Here is a 17,077-nt window from a genome sequence, read left to right as displayed (position 1 = left end):
GCGAATTGCTAACAAAAGCAGAGCTTTCTGCGGTTAATACCAGAGTAAATTTATATCGAGAGAGGCTCAGTAGCATCAGTTGGTTTATGCGCGTTCTTAATGAGAGTATTGCACGACAAGCAAATCAAGAAGATGACTGTAAAGGTCGCTTTTGGGAAGGTCGGTTCAAGTCACAAGCATTACTTGATGAAGCAGCTCTTGCAGCTTGTCTTGCGTATGTTGACCTAAACCCTGTAAGAGCGAAAGCGGCTGATTTACCTGAGCAATCTGACTACACCAGTATAAAAACACGCATTGAGTCAGCTCAAAACAATAAGCAACCAAAATCACTTATGCGCTTTGCAGGTAAACCACATAAGCATATGCCTAAAGGTCTGCCGTATGAGCTCAAAACATACCTGCAACTCGTTGATTGGACTGGCCGCTCAATACGAGAAGATAAGCCAGGGAGAATCCCCGAAGATGCGTTACCAATTCTTGAACGATTAAATATTTGTATTGATAACTGGCTTACACTCACCACCTCTTTTTCACGCTCATTTAAGAATACGGCGGGTAAAGAACAAGCTATCACAGCTTATACAAATCATATGAAACGAAAACGAAGAAGTTCTATAGCTAATAGCTTAGCCTTATTTACTTAGGTACGCATTCGACACTAAAAATCAGTCTTACAAATCCAATCCTTTTAATTCTAGAGGCATAACGACTTTTGCAACTAGCGCTGACCAGTGTGTAAAATTAAAGATTAACTCAGCACATAAGGCTGAAATTTAATAAATGACAATGAAAAATCACTATTCTTTCTAGCAATTCAGCTTGTTCTCAATAATTCACATCTTACTTAAGCTACATCTGTTTAAAAATAAGTTGGGTGTCTCATTAAACTGATTAAATATAAGTTGGGTGTCTATTTAAAAATATCCAAACCTTATTGTAGCGAGGTGTTAAAGTGGGTGTCTAATTATAAAAAAGAAACCATTCTGATAGTAGCTAAGTTATGCAAGGCAGTAACGTAAATGTATTATCTATTGGTTTGATTAGCCATTTTCCACACGAACAATTCAATGCATAGTTACACCCCAAAACAATGACAGCTAGGCATCTAGATGCAACAAAAATATCAAAAAACTCAAATAAAGAAAAATTAATGCAAAAAGCCACATTTGCGGTTGACATCAGTTTCCAAAACACTTAAAAATACTACTAACATTTTTTAAACAGCAGCCATCTAGTCGGCTGTGCATTTTTTAGAAGAAAATTAAAAAATAATGAATATTCGCCGTCACCTTTTAGTCGTCAACGTTCTCGTACTGGTCTTAGTTACAAGCCCAGCGGGAGGCTATTAAAAGGTGAAAGCACGCTTTTTAAAAAACCCCCGCCATATGCGGGGGTTTTTTTATGCATTTATGCTTGCACACACAGAGGAATGAGGATGAGTACAACTGAATACAATGGATCCGAACTAGTTGTTCGGGCACTTAAAGAATTGAATGTTAAGTATATTTTTGGCTACCCTGGTGGGTCTGTTCTTGATTTATATGACGCGTTATTTCAACAAGAAGATATTGAACATATCTTAGTACGTCACGAACAAGCCGCTACTCATATGGCTGATGGTTATGCCCGTGCTACCGGTGAAGTCGGTGTGGTGCTAGCAACTTCTGGCCCTGGCGCTACAAACTGTGTAACAGGTATCGCGACAGCGTACATGGATTCTATCCCAATGGTGGTGTTATCTGGCCAAGTTCCTACTGGTTTAATTGGTGATGATGCATTCCAAGAAACTGATATTGTTGGTTGTTCTCGCCCTATCGTAAAGCACAGCTATAACTGTCGAAGCGCAAAAGATATTCCAACAATCTTAGCTAAAGCATTCTACTTAGCCAGCACAGGCCGCCCTGGTCCGGTTGTGGTTGAATTACCTAAAGATATGCTTAACCCTGAGTTAAAGTTCCCATTCGAATTTCCAAAAACAACTGAGCTTCGAACTTATAACCCGAACACTAAAGGCCACTCAAAACAAATTCGTAAAGCAGTGAACGCAATTTTAGAAGCTAAAAAACTGGTTATTTACTCAGGTGGCGGCATTATTCTATCAAATACCTCTGAGCAACTAACTCACTTGGTTGAATCATTAAACGCGCCAATCACTAACACCTTAATGGGTCTAGGTGGTATCAGCGGTACTCATCCTAACTTTATTGGTATGTTAGGTATGCATGGTAGCCTTGAGGCAAATAAAGCCATGGCAAATGCTGATGTTATTTTAGCTTTAGGCGCTCGATTCGATGATCGGGTAACAAATAACGTTAAAAAGTTCTGCCCTAATGCCACTATCGTTCATGTTGATGTTGACCCAACCTCAATTTCTAAAACAATTAAAGCGCACATCCCGGTTGTTGGCTGCTTGAAAACAGTGCTTGAGCAGTTACAAACGGCGATTGATAAGAGCCCTATTTCAATTGATCGTTCTGCACAAGAAGACTGGTGGCGTCAAATCATTAGCTGGCGTGAACAAAAATGCCTGAGCTACAGCACGGATGGCGATAAAATCAAACCACAAGCGGTTATCGAGGCAATTTACAAAGCAACCAATGGTGATGCTTACATTAGCTCTGATGTAGGTCAGCATCAAATGTTTGCAGCTCAGTATTATCCGTTTAAACACCCTCGCCAATGGATTAACTCTGGTGGCTTAGGCACCATGGGCTTTGGTTTACCTGCAGCAATGGGCGTTAAGCTTGCCTTCCCTGATAAAGAGTCTATCTGTGTGACGGGTGATGGTTCAATACAGATGAACATTCAAGAGCTATCAACTTGCTTACAATACAATTTAGCTGTGAAAGTAGTGTCGTTAAATAACCGCTCACTGGGCATGGTACGTCAGTGGCAAGATATGATGTATTCAGGTCGTCACTCATCTTCTTACATGGAATCACTTCCCGATTTTGTGAAATTAGTAGAAAGCTATGGCCACGTAGGTATTCGCGTTGATCATATTGATGAACTACAACCTGCTATTGAAAAAGCCATGTCTATTAACGACAGACTGGTATTTTTAGACATCTGTGTAGATGAAAAAGAACATGTTTACCCTATGCAAATCAAGCTAGGGGCAGTCGATGATATGTGGTTACGTAAAGGAGTAAAAGCATAATGCGCCGTATTTTATCAATCTTATTAGAAAACGAACCTGGCTCGTTATCGCGCATTGTAGGCTTATTTTCACAGCGCGCTTACAACATCGATAGCCTGACTGTTGGCACAACTGACGATCATTCTCTTTCGCGTATTACCATTACAACCATGGGTGATGATCGCATCGTTGAGCAAATCACTAAACAAGTGAACAAGCTTGTAGATGTTCTTAAGATTATTGACTTAACCGAAATGGCGCACATCGAGCGTGAACTATTATTAGTGAAAGTTTTTGCCCAAGATGAAACCACTCGAGCAGCAGTAACGCGTGTTGCTGATGTATTCCAAGGTGCTATTTTAGATATGGGGCGCCACAGCTACACACTGCAGCTTGTCGCGAGCACAGAAAAAATTGAATCTTTCCTTGATACTTTGCGTCATGAATCAGACATTATTGAAGTTGTACGTTCAGGTGCGGTTGGTATTGGTCGTGGTGATAAAGCGTTAAAGGCATAAGCCTTTTTCGCTAGCGCGACAAAACTCCAGATACAAAAAAAGGGCTATAAGCCCTTTTTTCAATAATTAGTAAGTTACCCTATTAAGGATTAACTTGGTCTTTAAGACCTTTACCCGCTTTAAAGCTTGGGATAGTTGCTGCTGCGATTTGGATTTCTGCACCAGTTTGTGGGTTACGGCCAGTACGCGCTGCGCGCTCTTTTACTGAGAAAGTACCGAAACCAACTAATGCTACTGAGTTACCTTCTTTAAGAGAGCTAGTAACTGCGCCAGTGAATGCATCTAGTGCACGAGTTGCTGCCGCCTTTGAGATTTCTGCATCAGTAGCAATTTTTTCAACTAATTGAGCTTTATTCATTGTTAGATTCCTATTCGTTATTATTTTGCCTTCGCAAAACCTATCTTTATGCATTTTTGAGAAGTTAGCAACAGCAAATTGCTATTTTTACGTAATTTATTCAAAAATGACTACTATTTAACTATCAATCACAAGGTTAGTGACATCAGTATTAATAAAGACTTAATTTAACTTCCATCACAAAATTTTATGATAGCCAAACCATCATTCAATTTTCTCGATAACCAAGGTAACTTCCCCGACCTCAAAGCCAAACTTATCAATAGCGGTACGGTTTATCAAGCGTGATTGTGTTACCAAGTACATCCAATCATCGAAATTTACCACTAAAGTACTACCATCATATGGAAGCTCGACAGAATATGTCCAATGGAACACGCTTCCATTGCTCTCACCCTTTGCTTCGCCAATCACATCTGATGCTGTTCCTGTGATACTGCCATCATCATTAATGGTGATGTACCAAACACGGGTTTGCGTTTCGCCATCATCATAAACAAATTGCTCGTCAATCACTCCCTGATTGCCGTTCCAAGATGCTTGCATGTCAACTACCAGCTTACGAGTTAACTCGCCCTTGTGGTCTTGCACAACGCCGTAGGCTTTGAGCTCACCACTAAAAAACTGCTTAAAGTCAAACTTAGGCTCTGTTCCGTGATAATAATCAACATCTGGCGCAGAGCAGCTGGTAATTAACAGTACCATAGCAAAAATAAAGAGTGCTTTGAGCTTAATCATGTTTCCCTCCAATAAGCTGTTTACGAAGTGATGGTTCAGACGTGTCGGCGCTTAACCAAATTGCTAAGAAGTTGTCAGCGAATCTATTATCATCGATCTGACCTAGCTTTTTATCATTAAAGTAGAAAGTACCAATTCCTTGCTCGTTGGTTTGAAACGACAAAGAATCGTTTTTTTTGATATCAGGCCAAAGGGCTAATAATTGTTTATCGTAAGCACCTACCATGTCATTGAGCTTTAAATGTTGCCATTGCTCGTTGGTTGCTTTGACGATGTCTTTCGCATCGAAATCCCGCAAATAAGTGAGTGTAAGTTTGCTGGGGTGTTGGCCAAATTGATACGAGCCCGATAGGGTCTCTAATTTGGCGTTATACACATCCCAAAACAGATACTCCATTTTCGCTTGGCCCACCGTTTTAAAGCCATTTGCATACACGCCCGCAGAGAACAATAACGCAGCAAATAAACTTAAATTAAGTGACTGTTTCATCGAATAATCCTTAAAGTTGTGTTGTAAAACACTACGAAAAACCACCTAAAACTGATCATTTAGCCGCTAAAAATCGCTTATTAATAGCGATTATCGCCATAAACATGCTTGCCCAACCCAAACCATAAACGAGCCAAAACTGCCACAGAACGAGCTCAGTATTAAGCACTTCAAAGCGCATTCCAGCATAGTAACTAGCAGGAGCAAATAGCGCGCAAACACCCCAAGCAATATACCAAGGCAGCTTTTGTAGAAAGTGCATCGAAGTATTAATGGTTAAAAGTAGTGCAGCCCAAAGTACAGCAAGCCATAGAGGAAAAGGGCTTACTTTAAAGGCAAGTAAATTTAAGCTGCTGGCAAGCCATTCATAGCCCAGTGCGAGAGGCAAACCACATAAGAGTAGCCAACTATCTTGCTGGCGTTGCTTTGATAGATAAATCATCAAAGCGACAACAGCTAAAGCGGGTATCAGAGAGTTGTGCTCAAGGAGTAAGGCCATAAACCAGACTCCTTGAAACAAAACAAAATTAATAATCGAGCGCGATATCATCGCCAGAATGGCCAAAACGAGGTTTACGGGCAACTAAGTGCACTGTACTTATAGCACGGGTTCTGAACGCACCTTCACAGTAAGCTAAATAAAATAACCATAAACGATAGAATCGCTGGTCAAATTTCACTTTATCTATTTCAGGCCAGCTAGCGACAAAGCGCTCGCGCCAATCAGCCAGTGTTCTTGCATAGTGAACACCAATATCTTTTACACTGTGCACAACCATGTCTGTTTGCTGCTTTATTTGCTTATTCATTTCGTCTAAGCAAGGCAAACAACCACCTGGGAAGATGTACTGCTGAATAAAATCGGAATTTTTAAGGTAATGGCTATAACGCTGATCAGCTATGGTGATTGCTTGAATAAGCATGGCACCACTGTCTTTTAATAAAGACTGACATTTTGCAAAAAAGCCAGGCAAATACTCATGACCAACAGCTTCAATCATTTCAATTGATACAAGCTTATCGTACTTGCCCTCTAAGAGGCGGTAATCCTGCTTTAATAACGTTATTTTATGCTCAAGGTTAAGCTCTTTAACCTTTTGTTCAACATAGGCATGTTGCTCATCAGAAATGGTGGTCGTTGTTACATGGCAATCAAAATGTGTTGCTGCATAAATCGCAAATGCGCCCCACCCTGTGCCAATCTCAATCACCGAATCACCGGGTTGTAAATCAACCTGCTCACAAATCAATGCGAGTTTGTGCGCTTGGGCTTGCTCAAGGCTAGCTTGTTTTGACGGGTAAACAGCACATGAATACAACATTTCGTCACTTAAAAATGCACTGTATAAATCGTTGCCTAAATCATAGTGCGCCGCGATGTTCTTTTTCGAACCACTGGCAGAGTTTTTATTTTTAATGTGATTAACTCGGTGCGCAATGCCACTTAAGAAGGCGAATTTTTTCTCGAATGCATCTAGCTGATCTTGATTAAGGGCAAATATTTCAATAAGTTTAGTGAGGTTGTCACAATCCCAATAGCCGAGAATATACGCTTCTCCGGCACCCACACTACCAGATAACGCAAATGACTTATACATAGCAGCATCATTTACCGTGACCGTTGCGTGTAAATCACTTGTAATGTCACCGAATTGCTCTGTTTGGTTACCCTCTTTAAGAGTAATGCAACCGATGTTGATACTATTGAATGCACCTATTACCAGTTTTTTATAAAGCTTTGTCATCCAGCCGGTCGTTTGGGCTTGTGTTAAATTTGATACTTTTTCCATCACATCACCTAGTTGAATTCTCTTATTTGCCCGAGTGGCCAATAAATGGCACACGTTTGCAAAACAACTTCAAAGCATGAAGGTAAATACCTTTAAAAATACTTAACGTCATAGCCGGAAACTGTTTAAGCACGGCACTAACCTGCTCTTTCGTGAGAGGCTGCTTTTGCAAACGCAGGGTTGCATCAAACAAAAGAGTGTCGTCTTTTTTATTTTCAATATGAATCATGGTGTTATCAGAATTCATTCTAATATGCCAATGATAGTTCATATCTAAGTTCATGAAAGGTGATACGGAGAAAACCTTTTTAAAGTTCACTTTTTTTTCAAGGGGTACGACATAATAATGACGTTCATTCCAGGGTGTGTTGCTGACTTCAGCAAGCATGTGAGTGAACTCGCCATGACTAGTTTGGAAGAAGAAAAAGTTAACCGGGCTAAAATAAATTCCTAAACAGCGCACCTGTCCGAGCATAAAAACATGGGTAAATTGATCGTCAATGCCAAGCTCTTTAATTTTGTTAAGTGCACGCTGCTTGAGTGGCAACTGCATATCGGTTTGATAATTAAAATAGTCGCTCTGATTAAATTTAAGCGCCTTGAAACCACTTAAGCCAAGCCAAGGATGAACTCCATTAAGCTCATCAGGCTTAGCTAAATCGACCCACATCATATAAAGCGGGTATTTAAAGTGATGCTCTTTGACGGCAAAGCGCCTGTGGCGAACATCACCTACATAAATGGCGCTATTCAAACTCGACTCCGAGTTGCTTTGCCACATTTACAGCACTTCTTACACCATCTTCGTGGAAGCCGTTGTACCAGTACGCTCCGCAAAAATAGCTGTTATTTTTACCGTCAATAAGAGACTTTTGCTGCTGAGCGGCAATCGACTGCTTATTAAATACCGGGTGATGATAGGTAAACTCGCGTAAAATTTTATCTTTTTTAATGCCATCAAGATGGTTAAGCGTGACACAAAATTGCGTATCGCTTTGAATCCCTTGCAAAATATTCATCTGATAAGTTACAACAGCAGCTTTGTCTGTGTTGTTATTTAACAGATAATTCCAACTCGCCCATGCTGCTTTGCGTTTTGGTAGCAGTGTAGTATCAGTGTGTAGTACCACTGAATTAGCCGTATAAGGTATCGCTGAGAGAACACTTTTTTCGTCTTCGCTTGGGTCTAATAACAGCTTTAAAGCTTGATCTGAGTGGCAAGCAAACACAACTTTATCGAATGATTCACTATGGCCATCATCAAAATGAACATGCACATTGTCATCTTTTCGAGATACCGAGCTGATATTACTATTTAAACGAATTTTATCAGCAAAACCTTGGATCATAGGTTTAATGTATTCGCGAGAGCCACCCGGAATAACATACCACTGCGGACGATTAGTGATGTCCAACAAACCATGGTTATAAAAGAACTTAACAAAAAACTCTATGCCAACTTGCGCCATCTCTTTAATGCTTGTTGACCAAATAGCAGCGCCCATCGGCAAGATATAATGAAAACGGAAGAACTCGTTAAACTCATGCTCGTCTAAAAACTCACCTAGAGTTTGATTTGCTTTGTAATTTTTTTCAGCATGTAATGATTTACACACATCATTAAAGCGCACAATGTCTTTTAAAAGTTTCCAGAATTTAGGGCGAAAGATATTGCGTTTTTGTGCGAACAAGCTCCAAAAAGTATGACCGTTATATTCAAAGCCTGTTTGTTCGTTATGCACACTAAAGCTCATTTGGGTTTTCTGACGCTCAACGCCCAAGCGCTTAAGTAGTTTTTCAAAATATGGGTAAGTTCGGTCGTTAAAGACAATAAAGCCTGTATCAACAGCGTACTCAACGCCATCAACTTTTACGTCTATGGTTGCAGTATGGCCACCTATGTAGTCGTTTTTCTCAAATACGGTTACATCGTAGTGTTTATGCAATAGGTGCGCACAGCTTAAACCCGCTATGCCAGATCCAATAACAGCCACTTTTTTCAACGTGATAATCCTTTTGCAAGCTTCAGCCAAAGTGGCGTAGGAAGCATTCTTAAAAATTTTAAAATGAAGGTAAAACGGTGCGGAAAGTGCACTTCTTTGCGCCTTTTCGCGACCCCTTTATAAATATAATTTGCCGCTTTTTCTGCACTCACCGCCATAGGCATAGGAAAGTCGTTTTTATCAGTCAGCGGCGTTTTAACAAAACCAGGGTGAACTAAAGTGACATCGATATCTTTTAAATCAACCGCTAAGCTATTAGCTAAATAACTTACACCGGCTTTAGACGCACCATATGCTTGGCTGCGCGGTAAGGGTAAATAAGTCACACTAGAGCTTACGAGCACCAGCTGACCACCGGGCTTTATTTTTGGTAATAGCGCCTCAAGGCAATAGCCCATACTGAGCAAGTTGGTTGTGATCACCCGCTCAAACAAACTACTGTCAAAATTGCGAGCATCATCAATGTACTCACAATTGCCAGCATTTAAAATAACCCGGTCAAATTGCGTATAAGCCACTGTGCTAGAACGAATATCTTGAAGGTCTGTTGCATCAAACTGGCAAGACTCAATATTTTGATGTTGGCTCAATTTAGCAAGCTTTTCTGAATTTCTACCGCATGCAATGACCTGTTCATTATTGTCTGCATAAAGCGTTGCTAATGACTCGCCAATACCTGAAGTTGCACCTGTAATTAATGTCGTCATTATGCACTCGCTCTTTTATCGATGTATTTCACAGCCGAGCCAAGCACGGGAATATGCCTGTAAAGCATAGCGCCTACGTCAAAATAGTCGCGATGATTAATTATTTTATCGCCAGCAAACTTCAAACGACTATGGCCTGCAACCGAGATTGCTTGGCCTTTGTTAAGCTTTGGATGTCGATATTGCATAGTCCAGTAGATAAACGCGATGTCGTCTTTGCCCTCGGTATTTTCAGTAACATAGCTGTCTTCAATAACAAATTCGCAAGAAAGTACATTGGCGTAAAGGTTTTTGAAGTATTCACGCAGTTCCCCAAGACCATTTACCGCATGCAAGGGATCTGCGAAATGAATATCTGTATGATAGATTTCATTCAGTAACTGTAAATTGTCTTTATTGAGTGTTTGATAAACATCAATAAACCTATCAAGGATCGCCTTGTCCATGTCACACCTTAAATGCGTTAAGCGCTCGCTCTCGCGCGGCTTTATGATCAACAATTGCTGGCCAATAACTGCTCGACTTACCCTGTTTCGCTAGATAATCATGCGGAAAATGGATTTGCTTAGCAGGTATTTTTTCCAGCTCTGGTAAATATTTACGGATAAATTCACCATCTGGATCAAACCGCTCGCTTTGGGTGATAGGGTTAAAAATTCGGAAATATGGCTGAGCATCACACCCTGTACTAGCAGCCCATTGCCAGCCACCGTTATTAGATGCAAGGTCGCCGTCTATTAGGTGCTGCATAAAAAAACGCTCGCCTTTACGCCAATCAATTAATAAATGCTTGGTTAAAAAGCTCGCAACCACCATGCGTAATCGGTTATGCATCCAGCCAGTTTGCAGAAGCTGCCTCATTGCAGCATCAACTAACGGGTAGCCTGTTTTACCTTCGCACCATGCTTTAAAGTCGCTGTCATCATCACGCCATTTCACAGCGTTGTATTTATCATTAAAATTTTCGTACTTATTTAGGTTTGGATAAATCGCGATAAGATGGCGATAAAACTCACGCCAAATCAATTCGTTAACCCAACAAAACAAGTTACTTTTACTGCTACGTAGTACATCAGGGTGACGCTGCTGGATCAGTGCCAATAATTGATGAACGCTGACAATACCAAGGGCTAAATAAGGGCTTAAACCCGAGGTGCCTTTAATGCTTGGGATATCTCGTTGGTCTTGATATGTTGCGAGTTTTTCTTCAATAAAGCGCGCGCAAACGTGACTGAGCGTTTCATCATCAACAGGCCATTTTTCTGAGCTGCCGTCTGGGGCCAATAACTCATTTGGCTGCCACTCAATTGGCTCGAACATCTGTGGCGGCTCAGCAAAATAAAAGTGGGTGTCTTGGTAAACTTTTAGCCATGCATTTTTAAATGGCGTGAATACTTTAAACATTTCGCCGCTTTGATTTTTGATGCTTCCCGGTGGCGCAATCACATCGCCGTCGTATGCGTAAAAAGCAATCCCATTGCTGTCAGCGTGCTGTAAAAAGGCTTTATCTCGGTTTACCTCGTTAAGCTCATATTCGTTGTTAGCGTATACATTTTTTACTTGATGCTGCTCGCAAAATGACGCTAATTTTTCAACACAGCCTGCGTAATCAGCTGCATCAATAATATGTAATTCAATACCTTTGCTAGCTAAAAGCTCCCCCAAGAAGCTAAGCCTACGCTTTAATAAATCTAGCTGGATAGCAGCCACATCATGCTTTTGCCATTGCTTTTCAGTAATAAAAAATACCGCATTTCTGCAACCATTTTCGATTGCATGATACAAGGCGTCGTTATTAAAAAGGCGCAGATCGCGCCTAAACCAAAATAATGTATTCATTAAATTCCGTAGCGTAGTTTTAATTCGTTCGGATAGGGGTCAAGATACACTTGCTTAGCAAGATACTCGTTTGGATGCACTTTTAAATGATGCTTAATTAGCGTAAGTGGTACGTATAGTGGCACCAAGCCTTGGCGATATTCATCGATGGCATCACGTAGTTCTTGCTTTTCAATCTTAGAAAGCGATTTTTTAAAATAACCTTGCAAATGCATTAAGGTATTTGCGTTATTTTTACGTGAAGCCGGTTTTTTAAGGGCTGTCATTAACCCTAAAATATATTCATCAGCCAAAGTTTGGATATCTTCGCCATCAAAAGTGCCAAGTAGATTTCCTAGACTACGGTAAGCTTCGTAGTTATGAGCCATCAATAAGTACTTATATTGGGCATGAAACTGAGTCAATCGATGTACTGTGAGTGGTTGTTCGCTTAATGTTTGCCAGTGCTTGTAGGTATAAACACGCATTACAAAGTTTTCGCGAAGGTGCATATCATTTAAACGACCGTTTTCTTCGCATGGTAACAATGGGTTATGTGCCATTATTTGCTCTGCAAAAAAGCCAACGCCTTCCGAGGTGTTACCTGTACCCGCTTCGTTATAAATTTTAATTCGTTCCATACCGCAGCTAGGACTTTTCGCGCAAAATACAAAGCCACTTAATTCTGCCGTTTGTTCTGTCGCAACGCGTTTACCGTATTCTGTTAACTTAGGACCAACATCGCCAGTGCCATCTGGGCGGCACACTTTAATAGTATCGCCAACACGCACTTGGCGGATCGTTGGCCGAGGGATTGGCAACCCTACCGCTACTTCAGGACAAAACTTTTTATATTCAACATGGTTAGCCAACTCATCCATGCAAAAATTAGATTTTTTGTGCCCGCTGTCAAAGCGAACCTTGTCGCCTGCTAAGCAGGCGCTTAAACCAATTTTAATTGTCGATTGCTGCATATAAACTCTACTAATAGATAAGATTACCAATTGGGTTCAGTAATTTACTAATACCTTTATTGAAGTGTAGGGCACTACTTACAACTGTAAAGCACAAGCACCCTTCAATCGTTTTTGGTGTGTGATTGTGCCGGCCATCTAACATCATAAAGTCACCTGGAACATAGTGTCCGTCTTCATCACTAAACTCCCCATCTAATAATAAAGTGAGCTCAAAACCTGTATGTGTGTGATCTGGAATTTCACCACCCGCATCAATATGAAGCAAGCTTGCTCGTAACGCGCCATCATCTAAATCAATACGAGAGCGGGCAAGCTTACCAATTTGCATAAACTTGCTGTGGCCAATACGCGTGAGCGCTCTGGGTAAGGTGTAGGTTTTGTCTTTAACATTAACCGATACCTGCGCTTGCTCGTACACTTCATCAATTGATTCATCAGCGGTGATCGCATCAAACAAACTAGAATCGACCATGTCATCCAGATCAACATCAGATTCGGCAAATACATTATCTGCATTTTTCGCTTCAAGCGCAGCGAGCTCTTTTTGACACACAGGACACATTTCAACATGAATAGCGACTGCAACACTCAAAGTGGCAGGTAAATTACCTTCACTGAACTTGGCAAGTAATTCGTTGCTAGGATGGTGCTTAATCATGGTGATCTCCCATTTCATTGCGTAACTTCTGCAAGGCTAAGCGAAGACGAGACTTCACTGTGCCTACGGGAATATTTAAATGTTCAGCAAGCTGTTCTTGCGACATATCTTGGAAATATACACCGCGCACAACTTCACGTTGCGCAAGGGGTAATTTATCAAGGTATTGTTTAATCTGTTTATCTTCTAAATGGTCACTAAATTCATGCTGGCCTGGCTCGGCTTCATCAATCAATGGCCAGATATCTTCACTAATGCACTCTTCTTTACTGCTCTTCATTTTTCTAAGCATATCGAAAGAAGCATTACGCATCACGGTATACACCCAAGTGGTCGCAGCACCTTTCTCTTTGTGGTAAAGATGCGCTTTGCGCCATACAGAGGTAAGGGTTTCTTGAACTAATTCCATCGCTTGCGCTTCAGAGCCAAATTGTTTGATTCCAAAACGTTTTATTTTTGGCGAAAAATATTGGAACAGCACTGCAAACGCACGCTTATCACGGTGTGTTGCTACAGCAAATAAGGCATCAGCAAGCTCTTTGCTTGGTGTATCTGGCATGGCAGAATATTGACCTGTGTTAGGTTTACAACCGGTTTGAAGTTGTTGACTTACCATCTTTGTGTCATCCAATTATTGTCGTAAAAACTTATACGCCAAAAAGTTGATGTGAGATCACATTAATCAGTAAATTCGTTGTTAATTAGAGTATGGAGGAAACTTAGCAAGTTTTCAAAATTAGATTTAAAGGCAAGTTGTTGTTTTTTAACTAATGAAATAGGCAAAATTTCGAGCCAGCGGGCAACAACCCAAGCAAGGTTATCAAATTGTGGGGTTTTATAAAGGCCAGCTAAATCAGGCTGATTTGCAAACACAGCACGAAGCGTGTCGCTCAATAGAGTGTTTTCGTCATTGATTGGTGTGTTTACATACCATGAAGGCGATGTAATTAGTTCGATGTCAGCATGGCGTAGTTGCTGCTTATCCTGATATGCGTTATACATAGACACTGCATGTTCAGCATAAACATCAATTAGTAATTGACCATTATCATCTTGATTGAAGTCGGTTATTTGCACTAAACAACCTATTTCGGGCAAGTTAAGATCTGTATCGTGTTGATAAGTGCACAGCACAAAACCTGTATTATCTTGTACCGCTTCTTTGACCATCGTTAAGTAACGCTGCTCAAAAATTCTTAGCTTGGTGAACCCTTCAGGTAAAATAAAAACCGGTAAAGGAAAAATCGCACGCTTCATAAAGTCTACTATTCTAAAACCACATGCCTTTAATTACGTGCGTTTTTAATCCGCCGATCAATATTTCATGAAATCTTAATATCTACTTTGTACTCTAGAAGTTGAACCATTGCGCAACGTTACGAAATAATTCGATTGATGCATACGCACTGAGTAAACTCAAAACCGGTGCAACCATAAGTAAAAATAAGCTGATTTCACTACTCATTGTCTTGTTTCCTTACTGCTTGTTTGTTGCTTTAGGAGCTTGAGCAATTTTTAACTCTTCTTCTTTCGAAGCAATTGCATCTTCACTCATGTAAGTATCTAGTAGCTTTTGAGCATCAAACTCAATGCTGTTCATTACGCTTTCTTTCAATTCAATGCTTGCTTGTTGAACATAGCTTTTAACAGATTGTGTAATGGTGTTGCTGATATCTAATTCAAAGTCAGTAGCGCTTGCTTGAGTTGACCCTAATACAAGTAACGCAGCAGTAGTTAATTTAAGTGAGTTATTCATAGTGGTATTCCTTGTCTCTTTAAGTAATTAGTCGTAATTACTTAATCAAAGGTTGTGCCACCCTGAAAATATTTTTTAATTAATTGATTTTTAAAAATTTAAATATAATTTTATTTTTCAACCTCATTCAGGACTGGTTAATATAACCAACGAATTTAAATTTTTTGACCAACATTTAGTGAAAAAATAAGCATTGCCAACTTCAGCGCACACTTGTACACTGAAACTGTTTTATTCACTCATTTTTAGTAGATAGATATGACAGAACAACTCCCTTATTCACACCAAGAAGAACAATTTAATGTGCTTACTCACGGCATGGGAGTCCTGTTTTCGGTATATGTACTGTGGGACTTAATTTCACAATCTAAAGTTGTGTCAGCTACGGTGAGCGCCATCGTGTATGGCTCAAGTCTGCTGGTATTATTTTTAGCCTCGACCTTATATCACGCCAGTACCAGAGAGCGCATACGAGCCATTTATAAAAAATGTGACCACTGTGCGATTTACTTGCTTATTGCCGGTACCTACACGCCTTATTTAGTTATTTCGTTATCTGGGGCTTGGGCAATTGCCGCTTTGGTATTTATTTGGTCTTTAGCGCTGAGTGGGGTTGCGTATAAATTACTGGTCAAAAACACGAATAAGAAAGTCTCTCTCGCTACCTATTTATTGATGGGCTGGTTTGCCTTAGCACTTGTTTACCCACTTTATTTGAACCTTGATTTAAGCGCTTTATGGTGGCTGCTAGCTGGCGGGATTGCCTACAGTTTAGGTACTGTGTTTTACAGCGCTAAAACCCGCCATTACAGTCATGCAATTTGGCATGTATTCGTGTTAGTTGGCTGTGTTTGTCACTACTTATCAATTAGCTTGTATGTATATTAGTCCCACTGGTACAGGCGCATGTTAATTTTAGCTTTATTAAAGGTAACACCTTCACTGAGTAGTTTTTGTCGTTGCTCAAGATACTTATTGCTGCCTTCAGGAAACGATATTTTACCCTGACTATTAACCACCCGATGCCACGGAATGCTTGATCCCTCGGGCATCACTTTTAATAACCGCCCCACCAACCTTGAGTTATTAGGGTATCCCGCAAGCTTTGCTACTTGCCCATAACTGGCAACTTTCCCCTCAGGAATGGCACAAATAATGGTATAAATTAACTCTTCTTTAGTTGCCTGCTGCACGACTCGACTCCAAATAATGTTTACTGACCTCGCTAAAATCTTGCCAAATAGCTCTTGCAACAGGGCCATGATGAACCGAGTGCTGTCTAAATACACGAATTTCTGCACCAAACTGGTGTTCACGATCGATTATTTTAATTTGTTGTAATAAACCAGCGTCGATTTCTGCTTGGCAATGTTGCAAACTGATCATTGCCCAGCCCGCACCAGAAAGTAAAAATGACTTAACACTGGTTATATCGTCAATTTTCATTAATGCAGAGCCTAAGGTATAAGAAAGCCTATCGCTATCAAAGCTCAAGTCGCTTTCAAACATGGCTAAACACGGGTAATTTTGAATTTCTGAAAAGGTGATTGAACTTGGCACCACATCAGGCGCGCTGACAATACCTATATCAAATTTACCAATTGGCAAACTTTCTAGATCCCCTGTTGCATGAAACAAATCAAACCAAGGGCCAATTCCTAAATCAGCCTCATGGCTATTAACTTGCTCAAGAGATACAAAACGTTTACCTGAAGAAATACTAAACTCTGTACTGGCAAAACGTTTAAATGTACGACTGATCACTTGGTTATAGCTGTTTTGATGACAAAGTTGCTCGTAGCATATTTTGTAATTGGCCTCATTACCTAATGCAAGCTCTTTAGCGAGTGAGCTTAACTCACTGTTTGCATTAAGCAATTGTCGGGCTTCTCGATAAAAAATTCGGCCTTTTTCAGTTAAGTGTAATCGATATTGACTACGGTCTAGCAGCTCAAAACCTAGCTCTGACTCCAGCTTCTTAATCGCTAGCGTGAGCGCAGGTTGAGTCTTATGCAATTTAAGTGCGGCTTGACTCAAACTAGAGCTTTGCACAATAGCATCTAGAATGATTAATTGATTTAAATTCATTAATGGCAAACTATATAAATAAAACTTATGCTGTTTC

21 protein-coding genes are annotated in these 17,077 nt (G+C 40.4%); 4 read left to right on the top strand and 17 right to left on the bottom strand.

Annotated features, from left to right (window positions below):
* The 3 genes from IRQ78_RS03880 to ilvN form a co-directional block, all read left to right on the top strand.
* On the top strand, positions 1-644 hold a 644-nt coding region (locus IRQ78_RS03880; protein ID WP_194441390.1), incomplete at its 5' end, for a transposase.
* 791 nt (positions 645-1,435) lie between these two features.
* Positions 1,436-3,160: an acetolactate synthase 3 large subunit gene (locus IRQ78_RS03875; protein ID WP_054551999.1), complete on the top strand. Its 1,725-nt coding sequence runs from the start codon at positions 1,436-1,438 to the stop codon at positions 3,158-3,160.
* Positions 3,160-3,657 (top strand): acetolactate synthase small subunit, encoded by a 498-nt coding sequence (gene ilvN / locus IRQ78_RS03870; RefSeq protein WP_054551998.1) that lies wholly within the window; start codon positions 3,160-3,162, stop codon positions 3,655-3,657. Before IRQ78_RS03875 ends, ilvN begins: the two co-directional genes overlap by 1 nt.
* A gap of 82 nt (positions 3,658-3,739) precedes the next feature.
* On the opposite strand, the gene IRQ78_RS03865 is transcribed toward ilvN, so the two are convergent.
* The 15 genes from IRQ78_RS03865 to IRQ78_RS03795 form a co-directional block, all read right to left on the bottom strand.
* Positions 3,740-4,015 (bottom strand): HU family DNA-binding protein, encoded by a 276-nt coding sequence (locus tag IRQ78_RS03865; protein ID WP_004586404.1) that lies wholly within the window; start codon positions 4,013-4,015, stop codon positions 3,740-3,742.
* 204 nt (positions 4,016-4,219) lie between these two features.
* On the bottom strand, positions 4,220-4,753 hold the full coding sequence (locus IRQ78_RS03860) for a DUF3833 domain-containing protein (RefSeq protein WP_054551997.1): 534 nt from the start codon (positions 4,751-4,753) through the stop codon (positions 4,220-4,222).
* On the bottom strand, positions 4,746-5,243 hold the full coding sequence (locus tag IRQ78_RS03855; protein WP_166340825.1) for a chalcone isomerase family protein: 498 nt from the start codon (positions 5,241-5,243) through the stop codon (positions 4,746-4,748). The genes IRQ78_RS03860 and IRQ78_RS03855 overlap by 8 nt, the downstream gene beginning before the upstream one ends.
* Positions 5,244-5,298: 55 nt before the next feature.
* Positions 5,299-5,793: a DUF2878 family protein gene (locus IRQ78_RS03850; RefSeq protein ID WP_166340824.1), complete on the bottom strand. Its 495-nt coding sequence runs from the start codon at positions 5,791-5,793 to the stop codon at positions 5,299-5,301.
* A complete protein-coding gene (locus IRQ78_RS03845; protein WP_166340823.1) occupies positions 5,771-7,033 on the bottom strand; it encodes an SAM-dependent methyltransferase in 1,263 nt (420 codons plus the stop codon). Before IRQ78_RS03845 ends, IRQ78_RS03850 begins: the two co-directional genes overlap by 23 nt.
* Positions 7,034-7,055: 22 nt before the next feature.
* Positions 7,056-7,787, bottom strand: coding sequence for a DUF1365 domain-containing protein (locus IRQ78_RS03840; RefSeq protein ID WP_166340822.1), 732 nt, complete (start codon positions 7,785-7,787; stop codon positions 7,056-7,058).
* On the bottom strand, positions 7,780-9,036 hold the full coding sequence (locus IRQ78_RS03835) for an NAD(P)/FAD-dependent oxidoreductase (RefSeq protein WP_194441389.1): 1,257 nt from the start codon (positions 9,034-9,036) through the stop codon (positions 7,780-7,782). Before IRQ78_RS03835 ends, IRQ78_RS03840 begins: the two co-directional genes overlap by 8 nt.
* Complete coding sequence (locus tag IRQ78_RS03830; RefSeq protein ID WP_194441388.1) at positions 9,033-9,743, bottom strand: SDR family NAD(P)-dependent oxidoreductase; 711 nt, start codon at positions 9,741-9,743, stop codon at positions 9,033-9,035. The genes IRQ78_RS03835 and IRQ78_RS03830 overlap by 4 nt, the downstream gene beginning before the upstream one ends.
* Positions 9,743-10,189, bottom strand: coding sequence for a nuclear transport factor 2 family protein (locus IRQ78_RS03825; protein WP_054551990.1), 447 nt, complete (start codon positions 10,187-10,189; stop codon positions 9,743-9,745). Before IRQ78_RS03825 ends, IRQ78_RS03830 begins: the two co-directional genes overlap by 1 nt.
* Position 10,190: 1 nt before the next feature.
* Complete coding sequence (gene phrB, locus IRQ78_RS03820) at positions 10,191-11,582, bottom strand: deoxyribodipyrimidine photo-lyase (protein WP_194441387.1); 1,392 nt, start codon at positions 11,580-11,582, stop codon at positions 10,191-10,193.
* Positions 11,582-12,535 (bottom strand): YbgA family protein, encoded by a 954-nt coding sequence (locus IRQ78_RS03815; protein ID WP_054551988.1) that lies wholly within the window; start codon positions 12,533-12,535, stop codon positions 11,582-11,584. Before IRQ78_RS03815 ends, phrB begins: the two co-directional genes overlap by 1 nt.
* A 10-nt stretch (positions 12,536-12,545) precedes the next feature.
* Positions 12,546-13,196 carry a ChrR family anti-sigma-E factor gene (locus IRQ78_RS03810; RefSeq protein WP_194441386.1) on the bottom strand — a complete coding sequence of 217 codons (651 nt, stop codon included), beginning with the start codon at positions 13,194-13,196 and terminating at the stop codon, positions 12,546-12,548.
* Complete coding sequence (locus IRQ78_RS03805) at positions 13,189-13,812, bottom strand: sigma-70 family RNA polymerase sigma factor (protein ID WP_054551986.1); 624 nt, start codon at positions 13,810-13,812, stop codon at positions 13,189-13,191. Before IRQ78_RS03805 ends, IRQ78_RS03810 begins: the two co-directional genes overlap by 8 nt.
* A gap of 62 nt (positions 13,813-13,874) precedes the next feature.
* On the bottom strand, positions 13,875-14,453 hold the full coding sequence (locus tag IRQ78_RS03800) for an LON peptidase substrate-binding domain-containing protein (RefSeq protein WP_194441385.1): 579 nt from the start codon (positions 14,451-14,453) through the stop codon (positions 13,875-13,877).
* 220 nt (positions 14,454-14,673) lie between these two features.
* Positions 14,674-14,952: a hypothetical protein gene (locus IRQ78_RS03795; protein ID WP_054551984.1), complete on the bottom strand. Its 279-nt coding sequence runs from the start codon at positions 14,950-14,952 to the stop codon at positions 14,674-14,676.
* Positions 14,953-15,210: 258 nt separating this feature from the next.
* On the opposite strand from IRQ78_RS03795, the gene trhA reads away from it, so the two are divergent.
* On the top strand, positions 15,211-15,840 hold the full coding sequence (gene trhA / locus IRQ78_RS03790; RefSeq protein ID WP_194441384.1) for a PAQR family membrane homeostasis protein TrhA: 630 nt from the start codon (positions 15,211-15,213) through the stop codon (positions 15,838-15,840).
* On the opposite strand, the gene IRQ78_RS03785 is transcribed toward trhA, so the two are convergent.
* Positions 15,837-16,145 (bottom strand): MGMT family protein, encoded by a 309-nt coding sequence (locus tag IRQ78_RS03785; protein WP_323741525.1) that lies wholly within the window; start codon positions 16,143-16,145, stop codon positions 15,837-15,839. The two genes, trhA and IRQ78_RS03785, sit on opposite strands and share 4 nt — an antisense overlap.
* Positions 16,129-17,040, bottom strand: a complete 912-nt coding sequence (locus IRQ78_RS03780; protein ID WP_194441382.1) for a LysR family transcriptional regulator — start codon at positions 17,038-17,040, stop codon at positions 16,129-16,131. The genes IRQ78_RS03785 and IRQ78_RS03780 overlap by 17 nt, the downstream gene beginning before the upstream one ends.
* Positions 17,041-17,077: the final 37 nt, after the last annotated feature.

Source organism: Pseudoalteromonas simplex (assembly GCF_015278155.1).
Lineage (GTDB): Bacteria > Pseudomonadota > Gammaproteobacteria > Enterobacterales > Alteromonadaceae > Pseudoalteromonas > Pseudoalteromonas simplex.
Note: the sequence above shows the minus strand (reverse complement) of the source record. Positions and strands in the feature narration are given on the sequence as shown.

Coding starts and splice junctions, on each gene's coding strand:
- IRQ78_RS03875 (WP_054551999.1), top strand. CDS start 1,436: ATGAGTACAACTGAATACAATGGATCCGAACTAGTTGTTCGGGCACTT.
- ilvN (WP_054551998.1), top strand. CDS start 3,160: ATGCGCCGTATTTTATCAATCTTATTAGAAAACGAACCTGGCTCGTTA.
- IRQ78_RS03865 (WP_004586404.1), bottom strand. CDS start 4,015: ATGAATAAAGCTCAATTAGTTGAAAAAATTGCTACTGATGCAGAAATC.
- IRQ78_RS03860 (WP_054551997.1), bottom strand. CDS start 4,753: ATGATTAAGCTCAAAGCACTCTTTATTTTTGCTATGGTACTGTTAATT.
- IRQ78_RS03855 (WP_166340825.1), bottom strand. CDS start 5,243: ATGAAACAGTCACTTAATTTAAGTTTATTTGCTGCGTTATTGTTCTCT.
- IRQ78_RS03850 (WP_166340824.1), bottom strand. CDS start 5,793: ATGATATCGCGCTCGATTATTAATTTTGTTTTGTTTCAAGGAGTCTGG.
- IRQ78_RS03845 (WP_166340823.1), bottom strand. CDS start 7,033: ATGGAAAAAGTATCAAATTTAACACAAGCCCAAACGACCGGCTGGATG.
- IRQ78_RS03830 (WP_194441388.1), bottom strand. CDS start 9,743: ATGACGACATTAATTACAGGTGCAACTTCAGGTATTGGCGAGTCATTA.
- IRQ78_RS03825 (WP_054551990.1), bottom strand. CDS start 10,189: ATGGACAAGGCGATCCTTGATAGGTTTATTGATGTTTATCAAACACTC.
- phrB (WP_194441387.1), bottom strand. CDS start 11,582: ATGAATACATTATTTTGGTTTAGGCGCGATCTGCGCCTTTTTAATAAC.
- IRQ78_RS03815 (WP_054551988.1), bottom strand. CDS start 12,535: ATGCAGCAATCGACAATTAAAATTGGTTTAAGCGCCTGCTTAGCAGGC.
- IRQ78_RS03810 (WP_194441386.1), bottom strand. CDS start 13,196: ATGATTAAGCACCATCCTAGCAACGAATTACTTGCCAAGTTCAGTGAA.
- IRQ78_RS03805 (WP_054551986.1), bottom strand. CDS start 13,812: ATGGTAAGTCAACAACTTCAAACCGGTTGTAAACCTAACACAGGTCAA.
- IRQ78_RS03800 (WP_194441385.1), bottom strand. CDS start 14,453: ATGAAGCGTGCGATTTTTCCTTTACCGGTTTTTATTTTACCTGAAGGG.
- IRQ78_RS03795 (WP_054551984.1), bottom strand. CDS start 14,952: ATGAATAACTCACTTAAATTAACTACTGCTGCGTTACTTGTATTAGGG.
- trhA (WP_194441384.1), top strand. CDS start 15,211: ATGACAGAACAACTCCCTTATTCACACCAAGAAGAACAATTTAATGTG.
- IRQ78_RS03780 (WP_194441382.1), bottom strand. CDS start 17,040: ATGAATTTAAATCAATTAATCATTCTAGATGCTATTGTGCAAAGCTCT.